Here is a 22,199-nt window from a genome sequence, read left to right on the forward strand (position 1 = left end):
TTTTTCTAAGCCGCCTGTGTGGCGGTGAATTAACCGAAAAACAAGCCAAGGCATTAACCAGTTTTCTAAGCCGCCTGTGTGGCGGTGAATAATACGAAAAACGCATTGCTAATGCGTACAAATTTCTAAGCCGCCTGTGTGGCGGTGAATGTTGTTGCTGTCTTAACATCCTGCTTGATAGTTTTCTAAGCCGCCTGTGTGGCGGTGAATCTCATGAGCAGATACGATTTTCTAGCAATAGTTTTCTAAGCCGCCTGTGTGGCGGTGAATACAACCCTGCGCCATTACCAATCCCAAAAGCATTTCTAAGCCGCCTGTGTGGCGGTGAATGGCAAACTCAATAAATTTACCAAGGCGATTATTTTCTAAGCCGCCTGTGTGGCGGTGAATGCATTACCGTTAATCCAGTCAGCCTTGCCATATTTCTAAGCCGCCTGTGTGGCGGTGAATAGCATTGTAGATAAACCAGACGATGAAGTAGTTTTCTAAGCCGCCTGTGTGGCGGTGAATTTAATGTGGACTCGTGGGTTAAAATCTGCTTTTTTCTAAGCCGCCTGTGTGGCGGTGAATTCGATAGCGTGGGCGGTAAAGTCGTTGGCGTTTTTCTAAGCCGCCTGTGTGGCGGTGAATAATTCTATAGCAAATCTATAGATTCTGCAATATTTCTAAGCCGCCTGTGTGGCGGTGAATGCTGGGTGCAGACTCTCATTGTGTGGGCTTTGTTTCTAAGCCGCCTGTGTGGCGGTGAATTTGGTGGGGTTACACCTATTGATTGGTATACATTTCTAAGCCGCCTGTGTGGCGGTGAATAAGGCTAGGCTTACCATCATCTTTGCGCTTTTTTTCTAAGCCGCCTGTGTGGCGGTGAATTCGGGATTCGTGACAATAAAGACCTAGAACAATTTCTAAGCCGCCTGTGTGGCGGTGAATACATAACACAAGAAGCTGGACTATGCCCATTATTTCTAAGCCGCCTGTGTGGCGGTGAATTTGCGGGCGCCGCAGAAGATGCGGTCAATATTTTTCTAAGCCGCCTGTGTGGCGGTGAATAACCTTAATGATACCGTGGATGCTGCTCAAGTTTTCTAAGCCGCCTGTGTGGCGGTGAATCAGGCACGCACACTGATTGGTGAGCAGTTAATTTTCTAAGCCGCCTGTGTGGCGGTGAATATATGCGCTTTCCGCAAGACAGCCTTAATAGTTTTCTAAGCCGCCTGTGTGGCGGTGAATACAGGTCACAGGTTTGCTGTAGTGTTGATTGCTTTCTAAGCCGCCTGTGTGGCGGTGAATCTATCACGTTCATTTCTCAAAGTATCTAGCAATTTCTAAGCCGCCTGTGTGGCGGTGAATTTGGCTATATCGCCTACTTTGAGTTGCTAAATTTTCTAAGCCGCCTGTGTGGCGGTGAATTCGGCTACTCTGTCTGAGAGAAAAAATCGCACTTTCTAAGCCGCCTGTGTGGCGGTGAATTAATTAGCTGTCATTGCGAGTTTATCTCAAAATTTCTAAGCCGCCTGTGTGGCGGTGAATCAAAATTACGCCTTGGTTTGACTGGCGTTAGTTTTCTAAGCCGCCTGTGTGGCGGTGAATACAACCCTGCGCCATTACCAATCCCAAAAGCATTTCTAAGCCGCCTGTGTGGCGGTGAATTTGGTGGGGTTACACCTATTGATTGGTATACATTTCTAAGCCGCCTGTGTGGCGGTGAATAAGGCTAGGCTTACCATCATCTTTGCGCTTTTTTTCTAAGCCGCCTGTGTGGCGGTGAATAAGCTGAGATAGACAAAATTATCGCGTACTTTTTTCTAAGCCGCCTGTGTGGCGGTGAATCCACGATAGCCATAATCAGAGGTTTTGCGATATTTCTAAGCCGCCTGTGTGGCGGTGAATCCGCATTATAAATTTATTGCTTTGTTTGCCAATTTCTAAGCCGCCTGTGTGGCGGTGAATGCGATGACGTGGTTACTACTGAATACTCAGACTTTCTAAGCCGCCTGTGTGGCGGTGAATACAAAAAAGCTATCAAAGCGTTTGCTTTTCGTTTTCTAAGCCGCCTGTGTGGCGGTGAATTTGACCTTGCAACCGCTAAATTCAACAAAGCATTTCTAAGCCGCCTGTGTGGCGGTGAATGAGATGAAGCAAAAAAATATGATTGTGAAGAATTTCTAAGCCGCCTGTGTGGCGGTGAATGTACAACGAGCGAGAACACGATAATTATTTACTTTCTAAGCCGCCTGTGTGGCGGTGAATGCCCATACTTTGCTGATGTGCTCGAGTTTATATTTCTAAGCCGCCTGTGTGGCGGTGAATAGTAGTGCGCGTGTTTTCGGATTGGCTCAATCTTTCTAAGCCGCCTGTGTGGCGGTGAATAATCACAAGCAATGTGATAGCGATATCTCGTATTTCTAAGCCGCCTGTGTGGCGGTGAATAAAACGATTGAATATCGCAGCCAAGAATCATACTTTCTAAGCCGCCTGTGTGGCGGTGAATCAAGCTAGGAAAGAATATGCACAAACGCCACATTTCTAAGCCGCCTGTGTGGCGGTGAATTTGCTTGTGGTGATTGTCACGATGCGATAGATTTTCTAAGCCGCCTGTGTGGCGGTGAATCTTAGTAACTAACCTATAAGGGGATAAATCATTTTCTAAGCCGCCTGTGTGGCGGTGAATGAGAAGGGCGCTGCGGTGCTGATTGTGCTATCTTTCTAAGCCGCCTGTGTGGCGGTGAATCACCGTCACGAAGGTAGTAGGGGTTAAACTCTTTTCTAAGCCGCCTGTGTGGCGGTGAATCTATGGCAAACAGCCAGTATCGACATTGATATTTTCTAAGCCGCCTGTGTGGCGGTGAATTCACTGTTATGAAGTTTGACGGCATATTTAACTTTCTAAGCCGCCTGTGTGGCGGTGAATTTAGCCCTGTGCAGTTTGAGTTGCCTGATAGTTTTCTAAGCCGCCTGTGTGGCGGTGAATATTGATAACCAATCGAGCCAGCCTTAGTTTTTATTTCTAAGCCGCCTGTGTGGCGGTGAATCGAAAGACGTGTGATTGAGATAGCTTAAGAAATTTCTAAGCCGCCTGTGTGGCGGTGAATCTAAAACATTCATTGATAATCTCAAATACGATTTTCTAAGCCGCCTGTGTGGCGGTGAATTCAAAAAGTCAGCGGAATCGCTCAAGTTATATTTTCTAAGCCGCCTGTGTGGCGGTGAATCCATCGAGCGTTACCAGTGGGAAAAAGAATACTTTCTAAGCCGCCTGTGTGGCGGTGAATATGGGCAGAGATAGATTTAGAAAAAGGCATTTTTTCTAAGCCGCCTGTGTGGCGGTGAATCGGATGAGGGCAAGGACAAAAACGCTATTGCATTTCTAAGCCGCCTGTGTGGCGGTGAATGTTTAGAAATCGTCCGTGATTTGATTGATACTTTTCTAAGCCGCCTGTGTGGCGGTGAATTTGCACTGGGGTAGCATTGTTTACATTGCTTTTTTCTAAGCCGCCTGTGTGGCGGTGAATGAGGTTCGTAAGTTTCACCGTTAACAGTGATTTTTCTAAGCCGCCTGTGTGGCGGTGAATAAGTGAAAACCGCGACACCGACAATCTGTATTTTTCTAAGCCGCCTGTGTGGCGGTGAATCAAATGTCTGCATGAGATTTGCGTACGCATTGTTTCTAAGCCGCCTGTGTGGCGGTGAATGGTATGTGCGTGATTTATCGGCCAACAAGGATTTTCTAAGCCGCCTGTGTGGCGGTGAATGCGTTAGCCAGTCGAATTGATAATCTTAATACTTTCTAAGCCGCCTGTGTGGCGGTGAATGCAGATTGCGATGCAGGGCAGAGCTGACATACTTTCTAAGCCGCCTGTGTGGCGGTGAATGCTCACAAAACGTATTCATCGGCATCCAAAATTTTCTAAGCCGCCTGTGTGGCGGTGAATCAAAGCATGGCAAAGGTGAGCTTGCCTAAGAGTTTCTAAGCCGCCTGTGTGGCGGTGAATAGAAAGTATGTTGAAGGCGATATACATCTAATTTTCTAAGCCGCCTGTGTGGCGGTGAATTCGTCTGCGCTGGCAACACCGCCGCCGCTAAATTTCTAAGCCGCCTGTGTGGCGGTGAATCATCTAGCACGTCAATGTCAATGGCACATATTTTTCTAAGCCGCCTGTGTGGCGGTGAATGACTTTGTCAATAGTTATCTATTAAAATTTAATTTCTAAGCCGCCTGTGTGGCGGTGAATAACCCACATTGCCCACCTGAATTAATCAGATTTTTCTAAGCCGCCTGTGTGGCGGTGAATATTACTCTGATAATCACATTGACGACAAACTATTTCTAAGCCGCCTGTGTGGCGGTGAATCTGCTGGTTGGAATTTTGGTGGCTATAACTTTTTTCTAAGCCGCCTGTGTGGCGGTGAATAAGAATTTTATCCCAAAAAAAGCAGTTATAGCAAGGCTTACCAAGTAAAAATACCCTTTTTACCCTACATTTTTTGCCTGGATATAACTGATTGAAATTTATACCTATTTTTATTGAGTCAAAAATAAGGGTTATTCACCCTTATAGTTTGTCGGCAAGGTTGATTACCAGTGGGGAACGGTTACCGCATCTAATTGATTATTCATCCCATAGGTATTCAAGCTGCCACTTTTTTCATCCTTCGCCACTTCTTGCCAAATTGCCAGTTTGTAGTCATTTTGGGTGGTTTGACTTTTTAGGGTGATAAAAGGGTAGTGTTTGATAGCACGCTTATGGGCAAGACAATGCGCCAACGCTTCTTGATCACTGATGCCCTTAAAGTTGGCAAACTCCGCCACTTTTTTGTCAAAATTCTTGTAGCGGTAACGTCTCACCACCACATGCCCATGCAATTCGGGTACAGGCTGGATACGTTTAATATGTACATAATCTATCAAACGCGCTAGCCATTTATCCAAATTCAGCGTTTGCAACGCCTGCTCACTTGGGGCAAAAATGCGTAATTTGTGTCCTAAAGTGGCGAAGGTTTTCCCCTGTTTTTCGGTATATTGATAATTGGGAAAATTGACCCCAATGCTGTCAATACTGTGGTTGTTTTTGACATCGGCAAGTGCGATGTGGACTTGGGTGAAAATCTTACTCCATAGTTCAAAAAAAGGCATATCATCAGCGATTAGCGTGAGTTCTTGATAGTACTTCATAATATTTCCTTAGCGTAAACGAATATCGGATACATAAGCCAAGCCTTTTTTACCTAAATAAAAGCTAGAAACGCCTGCGTTGTCAATCATCTGCTTTAATTCTTTGGCTTGCTCAATATTAATATTCAATGTGATTTCAAGTTGACCATTGGCTTTGGTCAGATTATGGTTAATCTTACCTTCACCTTTGACAAATTCTTCACGGACATAGGGGTTGCCATAAATTAATTTACTTTTACCTGTTGTATAGGCTCTCATAAAGTCTTTTGGGGTAAAGCCGTTATTAGAAATTCCACTAATACCCCCCATTTTTGATTTGGCAGTGGTCATGTCATAACGTTGCTCAAGGCGTTGCATTTGCAAATACAAAGCAGAGCAGTACATTGGCAAAATCAACTGTAAACCTTTGGTGTTAAGTGGTTTATATTTATCAAACAAACTGGCTAGTTTATCTGATGCTTGTTTAAGAACACCGTCAGCCTCGACAGGCTTGGATTTGCCAATAATTTCAAGACGATTTAAAATCGATGCTGGGTCAAGTGAAATAGGTGCATCAATTTCAAATTCTTTAACCAATTTATCGCTAAAGATAAATTCACAAAGCTGTTCGATATCGAGTGCCAATACACCCCAAAATTCTTCAGAATAATTCGATAAAAAAATTGGGTCATTGACCTTAATCATACCTGTAAAAGAATTTTGGTCAGTGCTGCCTTTCATATTGCGAATATAAGCAATTTCACGATTGATGACTTTGGGCTTATCTTCAAATGCAATCAATTGTTCTTTATCAGCAAAGTAATAATCCTCACTTGCACGAGCTTGGTAAAGTTTACGTTGATCGCCAATCAGACGGCTTAAAATACCCATCACGGTATTTTTGGTCACTTCACGTTGAAAATAGTTTTCGGGCTTTTTGAGTTTCGTCATGGACGCAACAAAGTTACGCCCTTTACTCGGTAATTTTTCATCATTACTACCGTCCAAAAAGGAATTTCGCCATGATGATTCGTATTCAATAATAATACGCATAACGCCTCCTTATTGAGCAGGCTTGGCTTCAAAATATACCGCATAATTGCCATTTGGTTGACTAGATACTTCATCTGGGTTACGTTTGATGCGCATCATCTTATTACTGTCGTTATAATCCACCTCCAAGCTATCCACATACATATAGCCTTTGGCTTGGCGGATTGACAAATTACGAATCATTTCTAGAGTGGTGTGCACCAAAATATCAATTGCTTCTTGATCAAGCAAAATCCCGACTTCCCCTTGTTCATAAATTGTACCTTTACGCACATAATTTGAGTGGAAAGTAGCTTTAGGATTACGATTTGGGGCAAGTGACTGGATAAAACTTTGTACTTGTTGGGCGACTGCCTCACCTTGATTATCTTTAATCACCATTGCACAACGGTCAAACTTGTTATCCAAAGAAATAAATTCAAGCTGCTCAATGCTAATCGAGCCATAAGAGATATATTCAGTGTCACCAAATGTAGTTTTTGAAAAGAATGATGAGCTATCACGTTCGCCTGCTTGACCAAATTGCTCAAAGTTTCCATTGCCAAGTTGGTCTACAAAATCTTCAATTAATAGAGGGCTAGTGCGTTTGCATTGGCTAGCTGGAACAACGTACCCACGCACCAAGCCTGTGATAGAAGCCAGTACTTTATCAAGCGATTTTTCACCTGCAAAATGTAAATCGAAAGCTTGCTCACGGAATAAATGATGACGAATACAGTTTTGGCTAATATAAAGTGGTGTTTCTTTAAAATTGATATCGGTCGCTTCTTTTTTATATTTATAGCCTGTTTCGTCTTTGATTTTGCCTGTTAAATTGGTATAGCCACGCAATTTTGGCAAAGTATGATTATCAACAGTACGACCTTCGCTACTCAAAGTAGTTGGACCATTCCAGTTGACTACGCCGTGTCCGAATGCTTTGATTTTAAAATCCACACTTTTGATACCTGTTACTTTTTCCATAATTTTCTCCTAGCGACTTATGCATTTTGAATTAAGGATAAATTTATTGTGCTATCCCAATCACATTAAAAAACTAATTACTCTCTTCTTCAAGCCCACTTTCTATCGATTGTGGGTTTTTCAATTTATCAATCGACATCATACCGACTGGCTGTTTTGCCGTTTTGACATAATACATCGCATATCCATGACGTTCACGCTCACCGCCAATCGGCTCTAAATCCTTGGTGGTATAACTTAGATAAATTGGAAACTCGGGTGAGCGAGCCAGTTTTAATAATTCCCAATCAAAGCGCGTGGCTTTGAAAGTCTCATTTGGATACTTGCCTGCCATGATGTTGTGATGTTTTTTATGCATGAAAGTCACCAAATCTTTATTGCTATCACGCATCTCAAATCGCCCGCCTTGAATACGGTTGGTACTTTCAGTCAATCCTATTGTGATTTTGCTATGGTCGGTATCTTCTGGATAGGCATATTCTTCAATAAAATTGGGTTTTAACTCGCTATCCACTTCACACACCGCCATTTGCACAAAGCGGTTATCGCCACGCAACGACACATTGGCGATTTTGGCAACGCCATCTTTTTGTTTTTTACGGCTTGGTATACTGATGGGGTCAATAATTTTGTCATTAATCAATTTGACACTTTCTTTGAGCGATTTATTCAAGTCTTCTCTAACTTTTTCTTGGCATTTTTCATCGGCATAAAAGGCTTGATAAATTTGGTATAAATCATTGATTTTGACGATATCGCCCTTTTCTGCAATATAATTTTTGACAAAATTAAGCCATGCTACGCTACTGTGCCATACATTCATATTTGCCAAGAATTTGGCTTTACTACTCGATTGTTTGCCTGTTTCAGCTGATTTTGGTAATACAGTAGTATAGATATTTAAAGAATTATTGCTGTCAAAACGGTCAAGTCGCCCCAGACGTTGTAGCCAGTTTTCGGGACTGGTCATATCGGTAAACATTCGCTCACAGCTAATATTAAGTGATGCTTGCACAATCGGTCCGCTGCGTAATATTTGGAAGTTGCCGTTGCCATTTTGCTTAAAGCACTTATACACCTTATCAAACCATTCAGCTTTGTCCTGTTTGGTGTATTTTGAATGCAACAAAATAGCATGCTCATCATTTTGATTGAGTAAAAAGCCAAGTTGGGCTTCTTGGGCGGTATTGGTAATGACGAAGGTTACGTTATTATCAATCACTTTATCGATAATTAAAGGACTGACTTCACCATTTTGATCATCATAATCTTTAAACTCGATTTGATAATCTGCGTTATTGAAACTATCCACTCGGACAATATCGGTCTCATCAAGTTGTAGAATATTTTTGACGTAAAAATCATGGGGTGTTGCTGAGACAAGCAGGGTATTAGCTTGGTGTTTTCTCATTTTTTTGGCTTCGATAAGTTCAGCAAAAAGCAAATTAAATGCAGGCATTGGAATTAATTCATGAAATTCATCGAAAACCACATGAGCGTGCATAAATCTCATCATGCCGTCAATTTTTTGATGGGAAATAATGTTATTCACTACTTGGTCAATTGTGGTAATGACAATATCGCCACTAAAATAATCATCAACAGCCGTTTCTTCGATATCTTCAAAACGCTGTCCATTCGTCAAAATTTTCTTGTATTCGCCTGTGAAAATTTCGATTTTGCTGTTTGGTAAATAGTCTGCTTGGGTTAAATCTTGCAAAATACCCAAACATACTTGCACGCGTGGGCATACCCACACGATTTTTTGGACATTGGTTTTGGCTGCCCATTGAAGGGCGATTTTGGTTTTACCGCAGCCAGCAGGACCTTGTAATACGGCAACATTATCGCGACCATCAAATTCAGCAATTTCTGTCAGTTCAGCTAATTGACTTGAAGCAGCATTTTGGCTTTGATTACGTTCACTATTAGGATAACTTTGATTAAAGCCTTGAATACAGCGGTCAATTTCTATTTTTAAATTGGTATCTTCTTGCAGAATATTGTTTAAGGCATGCACCAGTGAACCTTCTGCTAGATATTCGGCTAAATCTTCGCTCGGTATTTTTGAGACGATACGGTCAGCATTAATCACTGCCATTCGTACCAAATTGTGTAATGCATTGGGTTTGATATCTTTGACAAATTCCGCCACTTCATCGGATAAGTCATTATAATTCTTATACAATGGCAAATCATTTTTAGTTAATTGGTAAGGATATGACAAAGTTGGAAATAAATTGGCAAAATCAAAATCTTCTGACTGAAAATTTTCAGCAATTACTTTAAAATCTTTGAGAACGGCTACGAGTTGGTTAATTACTTTATCAATATGCGTATTAGTTAATGACTTGATAAAGAGCTTATCAATACCTTCTGCTTTACTGAAGTATTTATCTTCTTTTCGGTAAGGCCGCGTGTGATGCCAGTAGATACCGTGATAGATTTGGGCTAGCTGAGTGGTGTTCAAATTTTTTTCATCTTTTAGCAAGGAAGCAGCCAATAACCAAGATAATTCATGATGCCTTGGATGGGTTTCAAAGGTAAATTTTCCCAAGCCTTTTACCGTGCTATCGATATGTACCCCATCATCAAGCAATTTGATATCTTCTGGTTCATCTTCGTTGGCGACTTTAAATTTTGGACTGGCAGATTTTTTGGTTATCCATTGTTGAAATTGTGGGTCAATTTTGCCCAAATCGTGCAAAATGCCAGCGATAAAAGCTGATTTTGCCAAATTTGGACTGTCTATTTTTAGTTTGTTTATAATTTGGTATGCCAAATAACCTACCGCAAATAAATGGTGACTTAGTGGCTGACCATGCGTGTTGGCTAGAATGTTTTTTGTTTCGATTGGCAAATCCATAAATACTTCCTTTGTTGTCCAGTTGACAGGCACAAAGCCTAAGTTGTTGAATGCGTCTTTACGCCCCACCACCCACACCAGTTCACTGCGTTGCCGTGTCCTTACCCGATGGCAACTCACGGCGGTAGATTTGGTTGCCGATTGACGTAATAACTTTTTGACAGTGTCCAGCCCATCTTCGGTAATGGCGGTTTGCCATACGTTATCGCCAATACGATTGGCAAACGCATCCAAAATACGGCGGGTACGGTTTAACGCCTTTTTTTCACATTGCGAAATAAACGTCACTAGCATAAATTAATTTTTCCAATCCATTGATTTTCATAAGTTTATAATTTTTAAAAGTCCTTTTTTAATGCCAAATCTTTCACCGTATCGAACATCACATCCAAGGTTTTATAAGTGGTAAAATAATTCAGACATTCTTGGCGAAATTCCTGCTCACTGGTATTTTCTTTGGCACAAATAAAGGCAAGCGGCAGCACAATTGCATCTTTAACGATGTCCGCAATATCAAACACCAATGCCCCACGCCGTGTCTTACCGTGCATGACCGCAAAACCATGCGGAATACCCAGTACCCAAGCAGTGGTTGCCCCGAGTCCGTACGCCAAATAATTACCGTGATTCAAGAAGCTATTGGCTTTATCCATCCCATCATGCTCACGGCTAAAGCCTGCATTATCGGTATGAATTGACGCTAACTTATACAATTCTTTAGTCATACGCGCTTCAAGCTGTAATAAGTGCATAACTTCAGTTTGCTTAGGAATATCAGCGCGATAGCGTTCAATTAAGTTCGTCACAGCGTCACTTCTACTGTCAAAACCCATTTGCCGAAAATCTTGATCGCGACTCCAAATGTTTTGCAAAAATGCCAATCGCGCAAATTGAATGTGTTTGGCGGCTTGCAAGCGTTTGCCATCCTCCCACCACCACGATAGCCAGCCTTGTACATATTCAGTCGGGCGATATTCTGACTGCGGCGTCATCCATTCGATTTCGGTTCCCATAAACAAAGGCGTACCACCGCCGCCGCAAAACCCGACCAATACCCCCGCTTGCGACAGCATCCGCATGGCAGCTTGGGTAATTGATGTCCCTGTGCCCAATAATATACAAGTGGTGTTGGCAATCGGAATGTTGTAATAAAGATTCTCTTTTTCGGCTTCAGTAAGATACAATACACGCCCATCTTTTTGCATGACGCGGCAGTATTGTAGGTAGTAGATATTGGCACGTTTGGAGTGCAGGATGGTCTTTAAGTCAGAAGACGTAAAGCTATTGTCGGTATAGGGATTGGCGTTTGACATGATAGAGATGACATAAGTTGATTTTTCTTTAGTCTGTCAAACCATGTTCATGAATGCAATAGGGTAATTATAGTAAAACGACAAGTAGTGACGTTTAGAAAAAACTTAATCTCATAACTTATATTGAGGTGTTTATTTAGTCAATTGTTAAAATTTGGTTGTTATGGATTTTAATTATCAAAAAAATCTTGATTTAAGAGTTATCAATATTATAAGAGTTATAGATAATTCACTATATCGCCATATCACTGCATTTCAGCGTTTAAATGTGTACAGATTGCTACCTTAATCTGTACAAATTATTGGAATGAGTTGTACAGATTCTTACCCTTACCTGTACAGATTCTTACCTTTAATGTACAAATTCTTGGTTAAGACAAAATTTTCAACCATCATGGATTTTTGTTATGCTTCTGTAAGTCATGTACATTAAGGTACATTATATTTTGAGCGAAATTTTTAGCGTTTTTATAATTTAACCAATTTTATTGTGTTGAGTAAAAACGTGTCTGAGCTAAACTTTTATGGCAGAGGTAATAGCCAAATTATGATAACCAAATCCAATACTTTAATTGAGGCGGGTTATGATTTGACTTTTGCCGAACATGATTTGATGACGCTTGCAGTCAATAAACTGCACAAAGAAAAAACAGGTGGTAAACAGGTGATGATTAGTGCTAAAGAGTTTGCGGCGGCTAATAATGTGAGTGATAACTATGCGTACCAAACTCTCAAAGAAGCTGCGAATACCTTAGGCAATAAGAAACTTAAATTTACCCTATATCTTGACTTAACTCGTCACACTGAAAAAGAAGAAGATAAGCTAACTGTCATCAAGCCAAATCATTCTCATTTTACGACGTTACGAGCCGAATACAATTGGCTACAGGGAATTTCTTATCAAGACCAACTTGGCTATATTATTCTGCACTTTTCTGACCCATTAGCATTTTTGATTGAAAGAACCAATGAGGCCTACACAAAATATGATTATGTTAAAACCATTGAATTTACAGGCTGTAGCAGTAAACGTCTATATGAATTAGTGAAAAAATGGCAAGCTATCAGAAAAGTCCCTGCCATGAGCGTGTTTGAATGGAAAGAATTTTTCGGTGTCGCAGACAAATACCCACAAATTTCAGAATTTAAGCGCCGTGTACTTGAACCTGCTATTGAACAAATCAATAAACAAGGCGAGTTCAAATTAACACTTAGAACCACAAAAACGGGACGGAGTATTAGCCACTTTGAAATCGCTATTAAGTCTGTTAAATCAAAATTTGAATCAGCCAATAGTGGTGCAACAGCTTCAATTCAGCAGATGAAAACGCTTACACCCATTCAAGCTAATAAATTTGCTAAATTACTAGCCAATGACAATAACTTTGGGGGTAAATTTGCTCGTTCGGGTGAATCTATGAATGAGTTTATCAATCGCTTATCTAATGAACTACAAAAAGATGCTAAAAAAATCGCTGATTACTTACCTTTCTTAAAAAAATGTGGCTTTAAGTTTTAACGCTCTAAATCTATCAGCCTCATTAGTAACTAGCAAAAAAATAATAGCCTATTCATAAATTACTAAAAATAAATTCACTATCTGACTTATCCAACAATTTAACTACCTGTTTTATTAGGTTCATATTGGAACAAATCTCCCACCTGCACATCAAGTGCTTCGCAGATTTTATCAATCGTTTCAAAATCAATTCGTGTGGTTTGATCGTTATAAATCTTGTGCATCGTTGATTTACTGATGTCTGTCATTCGAATTAAATCAGCCACTTTCAAACGTCTTTCTGCCAAAAGTACCGGTAAATTACTTTTTATCATATAAAAAACCTTAATTGACTTAAAAAGTACTTGCATTGAACTACATTTTGCATTAAAGTACTTCTATCGAATAACAAAATAGTTTCATAAAACAATTTTGTTATTCGATATATAATAAATTTCATTTCTTAAGAGGTTATTATGACACAAACATATCTGACAACAGAAGAGCTTTCTGAACGCATTAAGTATACGCCACGCACAATTCGTGTGACCCTTAAGGATAATGTGCTCATTGAAGGAGTGCATTATATTCGTCCATTTGGTGGTCGTAAAATCTTATATATATGGGAACAAATTGAAAAAGATATGCGTAACACCTTGTTGGGTACCATTAATGCAATGGCTTTACAATAAAACGGGAGAAAATAAATGGCTTCAATTAGAAAGCGCTACGATAAACTTGTTGTTGATTTTCGCTTTTTGAATAAACGCTGTCGAGAAACAACCAACCTAATCGACACGCCCGAAAATCGAAAAAAACTGGAAAAAATCATCCAAAAAATGGAAGCAGAAATCACCCTTGGACTATTTGATTATCTCAAATACTTCCCAAAAAGTGAGAAAGGCATTGAACTGATGGCAGTCAAAGAGCGTGTGCAAAGTTTTCAATCTGACACGCCCGTATTTAAGGACTTTGCTGAAACTTGGTTTGAAGAAAAGCAAATTGAATGGCGAGCAAGCTACATCGGCAAAATCAAAGATATTTTGGATAAGTATCTGGTGCCACATTTTGGCAAACGCAGTGTTATCGCTATCACAAGGGCAGATGTGTTAGCGTTCCGTACTTCTCTCGGCAAAGTGACCTACGGAACAGCTAACAAGCATCTGTCAGCAGCCAGAATTAATTCGATAATGACCACTTTGCGTATGATACTGCAAGAAGCGGCAAAACGCTATAAATTTGAAAATCCTTATGAGGATATCAAGGTTTTAAAACTTGATAAGCCTGATATTGAGCCATTCACCATTGAAGAGGTTTGGAAATTTATCAATGGCGTGCGTAAAGACTATAAAAACTATTACACCGTAAGGTTTTTCACCGGCATGCGAACCAGCGAAATTGATGGACTAACGTGGGAGTATGTGGATTTTGACCGCCGTGAAATCCGTGTTCGCCAAGCGTATGTCAAAGGCGTAATTGGTAAGCCCAAAACCCAAGAATCCAATCGAGATATTGCTATGTCACCTTGGGTTTATGAAGCGCTACAAGCGCAGTACAAAGTCACACATGGTCGCTCAAAATTCGTGTTTTGCAATCGAGAAGGAGAGCCACTCGATTATCACAATGTCAATCGTAAAGTGTGGCATCCCACGCTTCGACTGTTAGGGTTAAAAGCCCGTAATGCCTACCAAACCCGCCATACGGCTGCAACGCTATGGCTTGCGGCAGGGGAGGCGCCAGAATGGATCGCAAGGCAGATGGGTCACGCCAATACTACCATGTTGTTTAAAGTTTATAGCCGCTATGTACCGAATATGACACGCCGTGATGGCAGTGCCTTTGAAGCTTTGATAGCAAGTAGTCAAAATAAAGAGCAAGGAGAATAGTCGTGTTGGTTATTGATTATGAAAAATTGCGTCAAACGATTAAACCGCATAATAATTTGAATTTTGTCAGCCAAACTGCCTGTGATTTGGCAAGAAAGTTGATTACTGAGTATGGTATTGCTAATGACGATAAGCTGTCTGAATGGCTCAATGAACAAAAATACAAATCACATAAAGCGCTAATGGTTTGGGTACAGCAACAGTTGCCATTAATTGATAGTGATGAAACGGATTTTGAAAGATATCGTCAGATTCGTCGACTATTTTACGCCAATTTTTCAGAGTTTATAGAAGAGGTTCATTAAAATGCGTGTACGATTACTGACAAATAATATGCTAAATGGCTATTCATTAAAAATGTGCCAGGATTATTGGCAACCTTTTAATTATCCAAGCCAACATCCATTTTCGCTTGAATGGCATATTAAACATATATGCCATCATTATGATGTCACTTCTGAAGAGCTTATCACGAGACTATCGATGGTAAAAGCTTTCGATTCTTATATCCGTTGTGACACATGCGGGAAAATGTATGAGTTAAATAATCCATGTAAACTACCTAATCCAAATGATTTTATGAGCTGGCAGTGTGACGACTGCAAAATATTTAAGCAAAGGGGTGTGATCAATTTACACAGTTTTTTAGTAAATATAGAAGATGATGATTGTCCATTTTAAATATGCTCTACAAAAATATCGCCTAATTAGGCGGTATTTTTTTATCTTAAAAATTAAGTCATTGTTTCAACTTTTTTAAGTGAACCCAACGAAGTCTGCTTTTTTAAAAAATGATTTTCAGTCTAGCTTATCAATCAAATAGGGAGAAACAAAACGACATATAATGTCGCAAAGTTTACCCCCACTTATTCTCAAAATCTTATACTTTGTTAGAATCAACTAAAATATTTTTTTAAAAATTTTTTAATCTAACAAGACTATGACTATTAAACTATCAAATCCGACATTGATTCATTTACAAAAACTAACTTCGAGCCATGCAGACGAACTAAAGCAATGGTATGACATTCAACGCCAAATTTTTCAAACAATAGCAGAGACTCAATTAGAGCTAGAAATTAGTCGCGCCATTCACCAGCCAATATTTTTACAAAAATCGGCGGAGCAAAATCTTTTTTTGAATAACTTCACTGTCTTATTCGCTATTTTGAACAATAACTTTGCTAGCTCGCAGCTGGTTCGTCCATTAACTGTTTTAACTCTTGATGATGAGCAGCTAGATGCAGGGATGATCTTTTTTGAAACCATCGAACTTATCGCTCGGCAGAAAAAATTGCTCAATTTTGATGATGAACTTGAACGACTTAGACGGCAGATTGCATCTCTATTAACCAAAGAACAGTGGCAATCAATTGTTGGTCGTCCTAAGCTTACCCAAAGCAAATTTTATCCGCTGTTAGGTATGTCAATTGCCACCGCTTATAACGGCAAGGAAAAAAGTGATGCCAAATAATGATGATATCACAACCTCAATTGGCATCGGAGCTAACCCCAACAATGCTATCGAAAACCAAGACGGTTTGATAGCTATCAAGGCTGACCAAATCATCACAGCAATTGAAATGCTGTTTAGCGAAGAAAAATCAATTAATAAAAGTAATCATTTTCCAGATGACGATATCCTTGCTAATTTGCAGTCTAGTTTGGTTAAATTGGTTATTGAGCTAAACAACTATGTCACCATTGAACACATTGATCTATCAAAGCTTATTGATGAGCCATTACTATCAGAGTTGCCTGTGTTTCAGTCAACCTTTGAAGGCTTTCAAAAGAAACAACTAGATGCTTATCCGCCTTTATTACAACTGATAGTTTTGCTGCACTATTTGAGATTGGGAGAAACAACCAAAAAAAATCAGCTAAAAAAACAATGGTTGCTACTGATTTTGCTTATTGCTGTTCGGCTCAAAATCGTAGGTTTGAAGAGTTATTATAGAACCATTATTTTGCGTATCAAATTGGCGATTTTCTCCAACTCACCGAATTATCAGTGGATTTGGCAGGTACTACAATCCGAACCTCTGGATAAAATTGACTTTGAGAATACAAGCTCCGCCATTGAGGAATTCACTTCACGACTAAAGCAAACAGCTGATAACTATCTTCATCAAATGTTAATTCTCAATGATGCTAAAGTTGGAGAAAAACGTTCTCGTCAATTGCATTACATTGCCAAAGCCATTCAATTAAGCTTTTATAAGGGTAAACGGCAAAGAGCTAAAATTGAGCGTGATGATGAGCAACATGAGCAAAATCAGCAGCAAGCCATCAAAGAATTTCAAGCACTCAGAGATAGGAACAGCACGCCGTCACAATCTTCTCAAGTAGTCGTAGAACCTATTTTTCAACTACCTTTGAGCTATGATTATCGTTGGGATAAGCCACCATTTGACCGAGATTTAGAAAACACTACCCCTGATATACAGACACAATTTTTACTACCTAACATTGACAGTAATGCCCAAACCAATATTACATTTGAAGAAGCTGTCGAAAATGCTCAGCAGTTTTTAACTTATCAAGATCGTCCTAGTGCCAGTATTGCTCATAATCCGCCACTGCAATCGGTTGAGTTGACCTTACAGCAACTGTATATTTCTCGGCGAGATTTTCGTTTTAATACGGACACACATGCTTTATCACAGTGGGGATATCAAGTCTTGTTTAACCGCCTGGCTTTTGATGCGTTAGTTAATCAAGCGAGAGATTTATCAGTGGCTCATAAAAATGCCGCTAAATTGTTATTACTGAGTTTTATTACGGCAATGCCTATTAAAACGTTGATTCAGCCATTATTTATAGCGACCAGTTCTTTATTTATCATCCAGAAAACCCAAGTGACACTTAGCTACCATCTGGGTATTACGCCCAGAAAAATTGAACAGTCCCATTTAGTTTTTGAAAATAATAGCGATAAAGTCAGTTTGCCATTGCCTGTCGCATTGGTACATCATTTAGCCAATTCTGACAACTTGCCAAATATCGAAGCGGATATTAGCCAAAACAAAATTAATGAAATTGCTGACTATTTAAAGGTGTTACGGGAATCACTCGAACTGCCGTACTTATCCATTAACCGCATTGAGATGGCACTGGCGACCCTATTGACAAGGTATTTGGCTGGTAGTCATGGACATATTGCCGAACTAGTTTGCCGTATGCCCGCCCCTGACGCACCTGCTATGTACTATAGCAGTCATGCTAACAGTGAAATCGTCAAACACTACATTAAAGCACTACAGCAGCTTAATACGCAGAATCATTTAGTGTTTGACTATTCTAATCGGCGAACCGATGCAAATGTCGGTTCAGCATTTGCATTAACGTTAGACAGCGTGAAATCATTGCTTGAAGAAGTACAAAATTGGATTGCTAGTACCAATGATTTTGAGCCACTATTTAATCGATTAAGCTGCTATGTCTGGCTGGTGTTTTGTGTATTGACAGGCATTCGTCCTAACAATGCACTGGGTGCGGTGAGAGATATCGATTTGGAAGTTGGCTGGATAATGGTAAAAGATAAACCCAATAAGAAAGTGCAAAATCACCGCTTGATACCTTTATGCGACACGCTAATTAACCATTTGGTCATCTACCAAAAAATCCTTGCTATTTTACGCACCCAATCCCTTGATAACCCTGCTATCACAGCAAGATTACATCGAGTCACGTTTGACGATGCCGATATTACCTTGCTCAATTTACTCTCCGAAAAATTTGATAAATTACACGCCATCAAACGGGGCGATATGAATGCATTTTTACAGGATTTTATTAAGCTTGATGTTTACTGGACACGGCATTTTGTTCGCACTCAATTAGAAAAACGGCAAGTGTCGATACATCTGATAAACACCGTGATAGGGCATGAGAAAAACCAACAAGAAGCCCTTGGTAAATTTTCTTCAACCTCAAAAAAACAAGTCCATGATGTTCGCCATACCTTTGAACATATCGCTACAGACTTGGCATTAGATAACAGTATTCACTTTCTTGAACAGCAACTTCATCAATTAAAAGAAAAATAACTTACCATGATTTTAAAATTTCCCAAGCAACTCATTGCGGATTTTGCGCCTGTCAATCATAGTGACACAAATCGTAATCAAGCTGCTACAAGTAAATTCTCAAGCCAACCACTAACTTACTTTGCCCTTCGGCAACATAGAAAATCAGTGTTATTTCTCAAACTCTCATCGCTATGGCGACAACAACAGCAAGATAACGCAGGGCATCGAAAATGGGCCAAGGCAGATAAATACGTCAATCGTTTTTTTGCCAAACAAATTTTTCATCCTTGTCCTAATCCATGCTTTGCTACCTATCATTCACTTAATCGACAGTTTAGCAAAGATTTTACCCGCCTATGGCGTATCGCTATTCCTATCTCAAAATTAGGCTTTGAGCAATTCTTACTGTCTGCGCAAGGCTTTATCAATCAGTATTACAATGATAATAAAAAAACTTATCTGTCGGCACATCGCCATTTAACCCAGTTTATCACTTATCAAAATACCCAGATTATTGAAGAATATCATTATCGGGTGCCATCGCCACCGATTGACGTTGAGCCCAAGGAAAATCCCCTTAGCTATACTGATAGTTATGTCACCAATGGCAAGCAGCTGCGCAAAATCATTAAAGCTGTCCATCACCATTGGCAGACACATGATGATTTTTCAACAGAAGAAAGCTTAAGTTGGCTGATTTTTAGTGGCATTATCTACGGCGGCATTAATGATGCCACGCTGCTGCAAGCTTGGCTGACTAGCTTGCTAAAAGCTTGTCAAAAAATTGATGATTTCTTAGTGTTTGATGATTATCGATTGTTATTGAGCATACGTTACCCTTCAAAACACTACGGTAATGAATTTGAGAATGAAACGCTATTTAACACCCAGCAAATTATGCTTGATGCGATGAGTCTGTGTTGGCTATATCGTTATAAACAAAGTGGTCAGACATATCCTAAAGCCATTAATGTCAATGAGTTGTTATTAACAGGTCTTACGCCTATCACCAATCAATTAGGTCTTAAAAAAATCACGCTTAGTTGGCTCTTAAAAAATGCCTGTTATCATTGGGAAATGCTTGACGGCGTTGATATTGACCAAGCCTTGGTGGGTGTTATGCAAGGAAGACATCGTACCACGGGACTGATAAAGGCTGATTTTGAAAACTTGTTATCTGCTAATCCAGCGTCGAAAAAATTGGATGCCAATTACGATTTGATGATACTAGCCAAGCTTGATATTCAAAGCACAAAGTCGCTTGATGCTACAAAGGCAGGTTATAAAGAAAAGGTGAGACGATCAGACTTGGTCAAAGATATTCACAATATTTTCGATAAAGTTATGGATAAAAAATATCGTCCCCAGTTTATCGAAACACTCAATAAAAAACCAACAAAAGAAGAATATATTTTATACCGCTTACAATCACTGCATCATGTTGGCATCAGTTTAAGTGAACGAATTTTGATCGCGTGGATTGCTGATTTTGTAAAGCGGCAATCTGCCAATTATCAGTCAATTCTACAATACCTAAGCACCATCGGCTATGAATGGATTTATTTTACCAATTTTCAGCCCATTGATAGCTGGACGGATGAAGACTTTACTGAAACGTATGATGAAATGCTCGATTATAAAAAAAGTATATTAGGTAACCAAGATATCACCTATGCTGCTCGGCGATTACAGAGCTTACATAACTTTGCTGAAACAAATTTTGGGCTCACAAAAGTCACCATTGAACAAGCAGAGAGTAAGCTAAAGGTAAGAGCTCAACTGCTCTCAGTCCACCAGTATTTGGCTTTCTTAGAGCAATTGACCCTGAATACCCAAGGACTTGATGGCATGATGGTTCGGGTGTTTTATATTCTCGCTTTCAGAACAGGTATGCGAAAAAAGGAACTGCTTGGGCTAAAATTCTCAGATATAGAACTGTTATCTTCGCCGCATCCTTCGTTGCTGATTCGTCCCAATGAACATCGCTCTATCAAAACTGAGGGTTCAATTCGGCGGGTGCCGATTTTTGCGGTTTTGACCCAAGATGAACTCAATTTTGTGAGTGATTTTTTTAAGCTGAGTAAACCCGATAAATTGAATCAGTTAATTTTTGTTTTTGCTGATAGCATACAAGGCATTGGCGATTCTTTACCCAACAATCTGCTAGAGCAAGTGTTGGCAGACATTGGGGCAACGCAAGAAATTACGCTTCACGGATTACGACATTGCACCGCCACCAATTTGGCATTATCACTTAATGCCACCCCAACGCTCGCTAGATTATTAACGCAGCAGACAGATGAACAACGACAACGTCTGCATAGCGAATTATTAGGTGTCCATGATGCTCAAGACAAGTGGCACGCGATTGCCAGTTTTGTTGCGCATATCAGCCCACAACGCACTTTTCAGTATTATATTCATACGGCTATGTTGATGGCGACAGATAAAATCACGCAAGCAGATATTATCATTCCTTTAGCCACTTTCAAAAACATCACAGGTTTTGATAGGCGTAAACTGGGCAAAAATGGCTATCAATTTGAGGGTGATAGTGTGAATTTAAAAACTCTGCAACCTTTGCTCAATCGTTTAATATTGGACAAGCGAAAAGCTATCAAAGATAGTTGGCAGCGAGTAGGGGAGCAACAACCATTGCCCATGTTGGGTTCAATGTTTGATGAAAAAGACGATCTCGCGAATCAAGACTTTTTGACCTTTGCTTTTCATCAATATAGCGTCAATCAGGTATTAACTTTACTTGCCAAAGCCGATGTGATTTATAAGCAAGATTTGGATGCAAACTTTAGCCAAATTATCCAGCAAAGTTCTATTGATGATGGTATTGCTCAACATCTAATAGCTAGAGCAAAAATAATAGCAAATTTAAAAACAAGAAAAAAACAACCGCGTTTTACTATTGAGCCAAACCAATTATCACCAATAGCGGTTTTTCACGATGATGAAAAAAAGTTGCGCCAAGCACTGATGCTAAATTTGCGTCAATTGGTTACCCAGAAGGATTTAGGCTATCAAAAGTTACTGACAATGGGAATTCAAAAACTCAGCACCAGACAGCCTGCCTTACCACTGTCTTATGCAGAATTGGTTGAATTTTTACCCATTGCCTTAACATTACTGCCCGCTGAGAAATGGCTTATCAAGTATCAAAAATCCGATAGTGTGATTTATAGTAAGTTAACCACGCTACTTCAGAGCTATCACGAGCAAAATGAAGAACCTAAATTCCATCTTGTTCCAAGTAAAACATCTTTTGATTATGAAATCGGGATTGCCCGTAAGCAATCCGTTGGCAATAATTCGACTTGGCAGTTTTCGTCACTGTTGCGGTTTACCGTGCATTACCTGTTTTTGTTTAGTACGGATACTAACTAACGCTAACACTCATTGATAATAAGCTAACGCATTTTTAAGCC

The 22,199-nt window shown here is 39.9% G+C and carries 13 protein-coding genes and 1 CRISPR repeat array; of the genes, 7 read left to right on the forward strand and 6 right to left on the reverse strand.

Annotated elements, in window-relative coordinates; all coding sequences use genetic code 11:
* Nucleotides 1-2 precede the first annotated feature (2 nt).
* Nucleotides 3-4,412: direct repeats of the CRISPR family, unit length 28 nt; unit sequence TTTCTAAGCCGCCTGTGTGGCGGTGAAT.
* Between the two features lie 164 nt (nt 4,413-4,576).
* The 5 genes from cas6f to cas1f all read right to left on the reverse strand — a co-directional run bounded on the left by cas6f (nt 4,577) and on the right by cas1f (nt 11,347).
* Nucleotides 4,577-5,173, reverse strand: a complete 597-nt coding sequence (gene cas6f / locus RTL34_RS07330) for a type I-F CRISPR-associated endoribonuclease Cas6/Csy4 (RefSeq protein ID WP_312115822.1) — start codon at nt 5,171-5,173, stop codon at nt 4,577-4,579.
* A 9-nt stretch (nt 5,174-5,182) separates the two neighbouring features.
* The gene (cas5fv, locus tag RTL34_RS07335) at nt 5,183-6,205 is read right to left on the reverse strand and encodes a type I-Fv CRISPR-associated protein Cas5fv (RefSeq protein WP_312115825.1); all 1,023 of its coding nucleotides are present in this window, start codon (nt 6,203-6,205) and stop codon (nt 5,183-5,185) included.
* A gap of 9 nt (nt 6,206-6,214) precedes the next feature.
* On the reverse strand, nt 6,215-7,168 hold the full coding sequence (gene cas7fv / locus RTL34_RS07340; RefSeq protein WP_203172334.1) for a type I-Fv CRISPR-associated protein Cas7fv: 954 nt from the start codon (nt 7,166-7,168) through the stop codon (nt 6,215-6,217).
* Nucleotides 7,169-7,241: 73 nt separating this feature from the next.
* A complete protein-coding gene (locus RTL34_RS07345; RefSeq protein WP_312115828.1) occupies nt 7,242-10,328 on the reverse strand; it encodes a CRISPR-associated endonuclease Cas3'' in 3,087 nt (1,028 codons plus the stop codon).
* Nucleotides 10,329-10,372: 44 nt separating this feature from the next.
* The gene (gene cas1f, locus RTL34_RS07350) at nt 10,373-11,347 is read right to left on the reverse strand and encodes a type I-F CRISPR-associated endonuclease Cas1f (RefSeq protein ID WP_312115830.1); all 975 of its coding nucleotides are present in this window, start codon (nt 11,345-11,347) and stop codon (nt 10,373-10,375) included.
* Between the two features lie 547 nt (nt 11,348-11,894).
* Here cas1f and RTL34_RS07355 point away from each other — a divergent pair.
* Entirely contained in the window at nt 11,895-12,866 is a 972-nt protein-coding gene (locus RTL34_RS07355; protein ID WP_312115832.1) for a RepB family plasmid replication initiator protein, read from the forward strand.
* 98 nt (nt 12,867-12,964) lie between these two features.
* On the opposite strand, the gene RTL34_RS07360 is transcribed toward RTL34_RS07355, so the two are convergent.
* Entirely contained in the window at nt 12,965-13,180 is a 216-nt protein-coding gene (locus RTL34_RS07360) for a helix-turn-helix domain-containing protein (RefSeq protein ID WP_095356848.1), read from the reverse strand.
* Nucleotides 13,181-13,321: 141 nt separating this feature from the next.
* On the opposite strand from RTL34_RS07360, the gene RTL34_RS07365 reads away from it, so the two are divergent.
* From RTL34_RS07365 to RTL34_RS07390, 6 genes are all read left to right on the forward strand, one after another.
* Nucleotides 13,322-13,537, forward strand: coding sequence for a hypothetical protein (locus tag RTL34_RS07365; RefSeq protein WP_095356849.1), 216 nt, complete (start codon nt 13,322-13,324; stop codon nt 13,535-13,537).
* A 15-nt stretch (nt 13,538-13,552) separates the two neighbouring features.
* Nucleotides 13,553-14,731 carry an Arm DNA-binding domain-containing protein gene (locus RTL34_RS07370; protein ID WP_312115833.1) on the forward strand — a complete coding sequence of 393 codons (1,179 nt, stop codon included), beginning with the start codon at nt 13,553-13,555 and terminating at the stop codon, nt 14,729-14,731.
* A 2-nt stretch (nt 14,732-14,733) separates the two neighbouring features.
* Complete coding sequence (locus RTL34_RS07375) at nt 14,734-15,036, forward strand: hypothetical protein (protein ID WP_203172330.1); 303 nt, start codon at nt 14,734-14,736, stop codon at nt 15,034-15,036.
* A gap of 635 nt (nt 15,037-15,671) precedes the next feature.
* Nucleotides 15,672-16,205 carry a hypothetical protein gene (locus tag RTL34_RS07380; RefSeq protein WP_312115838.1) on the forward strand — a complete coding sequence of 178 codons (534 nt, stop codon included), beginning with the start codon at nt 15,672-15,674 and terminating at the stop codon, nt 16,203-16,205.
* Nucleotides 16,195-18,780 carry a site-specific integrase gene (locus RTL34_RS07385; protein WP_312115840.1) on the forward strand — a complete coding sequence of 862 codons (2,586 nt, stop codon included), beginning with the start codon at nt 16,195-16,197 and terminating at the stop codon, nt 18,778-18,780. The genes RTL34_RS07380 and RTL34_RS07385 overlap by 11 nt, the downstream gene beginning before the upstream one ends.
* 6 nt (nt 18,781-18,786) lie before the next feature.
* Nucleotides 18,787-22,158: a tyrosine-type recombinase/integrase gene (locus RTL34_RS07390; protein WP_312115843.1), complete on the forward strand. Its 3,372-nt coding sequence runs from the start codon at nt 18,787-18,789 to the stop codon at nt 22,156-22,158.
* Nucleotides 22,159-22,199 lie beyond the last annotated feature (41 nt).

It is taken from the genome of Moraxella sp. CTOTU47915 (assembly GCF_031986685.1).
Lineage (GTDB): Bacteria > Pseudomonadota > Gammaproteobacteria > Pseudomonadales > Moraxellaceae > Faucicola > Faucicola tetraodonis.